This is a genomic window from Mesorhizobium sp. CNPSo 4670, from assembly GCF_057784235.1.
In genome coordinates, this window is record NZ_JBWJFQ010000079.1 from 1 (window position 1) to 643 (window position 643).

The following is a 643-nucleotide window of genomic DNA, read 5'->3' on the forward strand; positions in this document are numbered from 1 at the left end:
GTGCCGACCAACTCTCTGAATTTACTCCGCAGAACCTGGCTAACCTGGCAAACGGCTTCAGCAAGTGGCCGGAACAGGCGGGTTGTCGCGAGGCCACAGCCACGATCGCCGGTGAGGTGCTTCGCCGTGCCGACCAACTCTCTGAATTTACTCCGCAGACCCTGGCTAACCTGGCAAACGGCTTCAGCAAGTGGCCGGAACAGGCGGGTTGTCGCGAGGCCACAGCCACGATCGCCGGAGAGATGCTTCGCCGTGCCGACCGTCTATCCGACTTTATTCCTCGGAACCTGTCGAACCTGGTAAACGGCTTCAGCAAGTGGCCGGAACAGGCGCAGTGTCGCAAAGCAGCGGCCGCGATCGGCATTGCGGTTCTTGGCCGCCGTGGGGACCGCACCCCCCGACCCTCAGACTTTACCCCGCAGGAACTTGCAAACCTTGTGAACGGTTTCAGCAAATGGCCGGAACAGGCAGAGTGTCAGGAGGTTATAGCCACGGTCGCCGGTGAGGTTCTGCGCCGTGCCGACAAGCTCCCTGGCTTTAATCTGCAGGAGATGTCGAACCTGGTGAACGGCTTTAGCAAGTGGCCGGAAGCGGCGGCTTGTCGCGAGGCTACAGCCACGATCGCTGGTGAGATGCTTCGCCG

At 61.3% G+C, this 643-nt stretch carries 1 pseudogene; it reads left to right on the forward strand.

Features of this window, described 5'->3' with window-relative positions:
- Nucleotides 1-643: pseudogene (locus AC0ZT5_RS35170) on the forward strand (hypothetical protein); the annotation flags it as partial.